The 4,403-nt window shown below is 36.9% G+C and carries 4 protein-coding genes and 1 pseudogene; all 5 read right to left on the minus strand.

Annotation, left to right across the window (positions count from 1 at the left end; translation table 11 throughout):
- Positions 1–558: manganese efflux pump MntP (mntP, locus tag PR675_RS20055; RefSeq protein WP_272582941.1), on the minus strand; the 558-nt coding region annotated here is incomplete at its 3' end.
- A gap of 689 nt (positions 559–1,247) precedes the next feature.
- Entirely contained in the window at positions 1,248–1,820 is a 573-nt protein-coding gene (locus PR675_RS20060; protein ID WP_004917250.1) for a cytochrome b/b6 domain-containing protein, read from the minus strand.
- A gap of 615 nt (positions 1,821–2,435) precedes the next feature.
- Positions 2,436–2,810, minus strand: coding sequence for a hypothetical protein (locus PR675_RS20065; RefSeq protein ID WP_042116314.1), 375 nt, complete (start codon positions 2,808–2,810; stop codon positions 2,436–2,438).
- Between the two features lies 1 nt (position 2,811).
- Positions 2,812–4,188 carry a hypothetical protein gene (locus PR675_RS20070; protein WP_272582940.1) on the minus strand — a complete coding sequence of 459 codons (1,377 nt, stop codon included), beginning with the start codon at positions 4,186–4,188 and terminating at the stop codon, positions 2,812–2,814.
- Between the two features lie 86 nt (positions 4,189–4,274).
- Positions 4,275–4,367, minus strand: a pseudogene (locus PR675_RS20075) (IS5/IS1182 family transposase); the annotation flags it as partial.
- Positions 4,368–4,403 lie beyond the last annotated feature (36 nt).

Below are 4,403 nucleotides of genomic sequence, written 5' to 3' on the forward strand. Positions count from 1 at the left end.
GATGTTTTCTAGTAAAATAAATAATCCAATACTGATTAGTATCACACCTGCTACTAGTTCTGTTTTTTTACCTAATATAGTGCTGACATGTCTCCCTGCCATTACCCCTATTGTAGCCATTATCATGGTCGTTAAACCAATAATAAAAATTGCGTGAATAATATCAACATCAAGGAAAGCCAATCCTAAACCAACAGCCATAGCGTCAATACTGGTTGCCACTGAAGTTATAATTAGATTCAAATAACTATGCTGTTTCTTCCTCTCTTTTGGTTCATCTTCTTTTACTAATAAGCTTTGATAAATCATATGACCACCTAAAACAAACAACAATACAAAGGCAATCCAATGATTCCACTGCATAACAAAATGACTTGCACCAATACCGATAATCCAACCTGTTAATGGCATTAAGGCTTCTACTACACCAAAAACAATACCAGTCCTTAAAGCTTCTTTATAAGAGGGTCTGTGAAGTGTAGATCCTTTGCATACTGCTACAGCAAAAGAATCCATTGATAAGGCAAATGCGAGGATAAATAGAGCATAAAAACTCATAATAAATATCTCAGTCGGGAGTTCCATAGACATATAATCCGTCCCCCAACATATAGACGAATGACATGTTTATGGTCTTGCTAACCCCTTAAGGCATTCGCACCATGAACAAATATTGTTCAAGTATGTTGATACGAAATCTCGACAATAAAGATAAATTGCCGAGCAAGCTACTCCCCATTTCTGCGGCACGGAAGATAACAATAAATAAAAAGAAAAACAACCATAAAATTCAACCCAACATATTGATAATGATAATGATTTTTATTTTATATGCATAAGAGAATGCAAATTATTATCTTTTAAATAATTAAACTTAGAGCCTATCTCAATAGGAGCTAAATTCATCACCTTACCCAGCCATATCGATGTTTAAAAGTCAGGCTGTATAAGGTTTTGGTTACAATAATATATTTTTTATGCGGTAATTAATCCCTATTGAGATAGGCTCTTAATCCTCCCCGTAACATCCCCGTCTAACCTTGCCGTTCAATCGCATTATACGAACCGTAATAGGACCGTTATTTTAGATTTGGTTATTCATATTCAGAGTAGATAAACTATTGATTTACTAGGTAACGCATATTTGCGTCACGGTAACTTATTAGCATCTACAGATTGCAACAAAATATCATTTAATGAATATGGGCGACTAATCACCCATATTGCCAATGAGGTATCAAGCAAACCTATTTATTTTTACTTTTTTTCCAAATTATAAAATGAATAATCCCTAAACCACCGTGACCATAAATATAAATCTCAATTAAAATTGTGAGTGATTTATGAATACTTCTAGCCTCTAAAGCAAATGGAGACTGCTGTAACCATAGAAAAAACCATGCAATACCAGACAAAATAACAATTGATAAAGCACCTAACCCTAGACCTTGAACTGTCGCGGCAAGCCCTTTAGGTGAGCTGTCTGGTAGCTTTTTAGCTAAAAGAGAGTTTATATCTTCTTTGATTTGCTTAAAATCCCCCCAGAGATAGGGATAAAAATATCTAAACCCTCTCTGGTGAAAACATAACACGACTAAAAAGAACGTTAAGAAAAAAAGCACAAAGCCTGAAACGATATGAATCCAAGTAAATAAATAAGTCTCTTCAAAAAATGGAATAACTACTGACTTAGTACCCGTCATCCAATTACTAACAATGATTTGCGATATCACTAAGAGTAGAATTAACATATGTAAAATTCTTATTCTTTTAGTCTGATAAAGACCAAAAAAATCCCAAATCGATTTAAATATGCCCACAATGCTTCACCTTTTTTATGATTATTCACACTAATACAGTTTAATTGCTTATAACTCAATTAGTTATGGCTTTAAGCCCTAACTGTAGAATATTTTATATGAAATACAGTTCACATCTACAAGTTAATTACAATTATCACTTTAAGATTGTTGTATTTATAGGCCAATACCAATTAGTTTTTCCGGGGCGTTGCAATATTGGTATCATTGTCTGGAATAAAGTCCTATTGAGATAGGTTCTTAGTATAAGTACATTAACTAATCAGTCAGAAAGGCATCAACAATGAAGAAAATAATTGTACTCTCATTTCTAGCAGCGTCTATGCAGGTCAATGCGACTTCCTGTTACAGTGATGATTACGGTAATCCATCATGCTCAAATGGATTGTCAGCATATAACGACGATTATGGTAACACTACTTGTTACTGATAAAGACCGTTGCTGAGTTAGTGCACCTTGAGGAATATAACAAGGAGCGCCGACTATTCTTGGGATAAAAGCGCCTTAGTTTTAAACTCGAATTGTGATCTACTTAGTCGACAAGTAGAAAGAGACTGGCAACATTCGCTGCCAGTTTGAAACGGCATTCTGACTGGAGTGTGTATTTTTACATTTTACTTCATTAAACGAAGAAATTGAGGATTAGAAACCTGCATCTGCAAGCTATTTTTGTATTCCGTGATTTTTCCTCGCACACAGACTTTTTGCTCATTAAATCTAGTCAGTTGACCAAAGCGGTTCTCAAAGCCTTTCAGGTCATCATCCCAAATTAAAATTGCTAACGATTGGTTCGGGTATGGCTTATCTAGATTTAGGTAAGTCGCCTTTCTACCCTTGTGCACTTGGGCCACGACTCCACAAGCCATTACTGTCTCACCAACATGCAAAGCGGCACGGTATGATTCAATCCTTTGTTCATTGGCCCTGACTTGAGTTGGTAGTGCCATTAAAGAAAGACATAAGGTTCCGACTAATGCTAAGTTTTTCATTTTAGAATATCTCAATTTGATTATTGTATTTTACGATTATCTGAGGCTGGCCATTAAATGAAGTTATATCACCTGAGATACAGAGTCTTTGATTTAAAAAGTGTTGGAACTGCTCACCGTATCTTAATACATTGTCTGCGTCTGAGTCCCAAACAACAGCCCTAAACGTTGTGTTCGGGGATGGGTATTCAAAATTAAGGTAAGTCCCTTTAGAATAGGCTTTAACCTCTTTGACAACTCCGCACACGACCTGATATGTCCCAACCAAGCTTTTTGCTTGGCTGGTTGCAATAGCCCCTTGCTTGTGTAACTCCCCCGCCCGAGTTGGTACCGCTTCATCAACGTTAACTTCTACCCATTCATGAATACTTTTTTTATCATCGGTTTTGACATCATTACCATTAGAGCCTGTTAAGTTGTCAATTTCTATCATTGACTCACCGGAAGCATTCATAATGCTTATAGCAGCTCCACGGTCATCTAGGGGCTGCTTCAATTCATTGAAATCTGGCACTTCAGATTTTGTCCACAGAAAGATAACTCCAACTAATACGGTAGATAACGCAACACTTATACCTAACCAAAAACTAGATTTAGACCCGGAAACCTTTTGGTTGGTCACCAACTCTTTTATGGGGGCTTGTTGTTGTGGCGCTCTTATTTCTTCAACCAATGTTCTGAGTTGGTTAATTTCATCTTCAATCGATTTATGATTATGGCTTGAACGCTCCAGTTCATTGATTTTCTTCTCATACCATTCCATCAAACGTTCTCTTTCTCGAACCTTACTTTCTTCAGTGACCTTATTGGTCGATTGAAGGTGAAGGGTTTGTCTAATCTTAGCCACAACTTCAGAAGATTCCCAGATCATTTGTTTGTTGCTAAAACGAAGCATCATGCCAAATTTAGTTATCAGTGAATTTTGACGAACAAGAAAATCTTTCCAGCGTTGATGATTAGTATCTTTATATGTCCCATCTAGCTCAATTGGCAGGAAGTAACCTTTACTTTCATTAACAATCATGAAATCGATATAACGGTTACCACCGTTGTCATCGATAAAATGAAATTGAGGTATTACATCTGCGGGGCTAATCTCTGGTATTTGAGAGAGAATCTTGTCAACAAATGCCTCCTCATACCCTACAACATGATCAATTTGTTTTTTGTATTTTATTTTCCAAGTACGCCAGTTGTTCATAACTTCTTGTGTATTATCATGTTGGAGTCCAAGCTTTCTAAGCTCGATAGGTAAAGCGCATTGATTTTTAAAAGAGCGGTCATAACCTACCAAAGCCTCAGAGAAAACCCTAGACTCCAAACTTTCTAAAGCATCAGCTTCTAGTTTAGGCGGGTTAGAGTGCCAATGTACATACACAGTCCCGATTTGAGCTATATATTTAAGGTTACAAGCACTTAAGAGTAATTCCCAACACTAAGAACCTATCCCAATAGGGTTTTGTTCTAGACAATGATACCACAGGCAAAATGCAGCATCGCCTCATCATTCTCGACCTTCTTCTCCCAACGAGTCAGGACACGACGGTAGCGATCGACAGCCACGACCAGTCAATAGCGTCCAACTGTTCGCAA

The organism is Providencia sp. PROV261, assembly GCF_028477945.1.
In the GTDB taxonomy this organism is placed as follows: Bacteria; Pseudomonadota; Gammaproteobacteria; order Enterobacterales; family Enterobacteriaceae; genus Providencia; species Providencia stuartii.

Excerpts from the sequence above, each read along its gene's own strand:
- PR675_RS20065 (WP_042116314.1), bottom strand. The coding sequence starts at position 2,810 with ATGAAAAACTTAGCATTAGTCGGAACCTTATGTCTTTCTTTAATGGCA.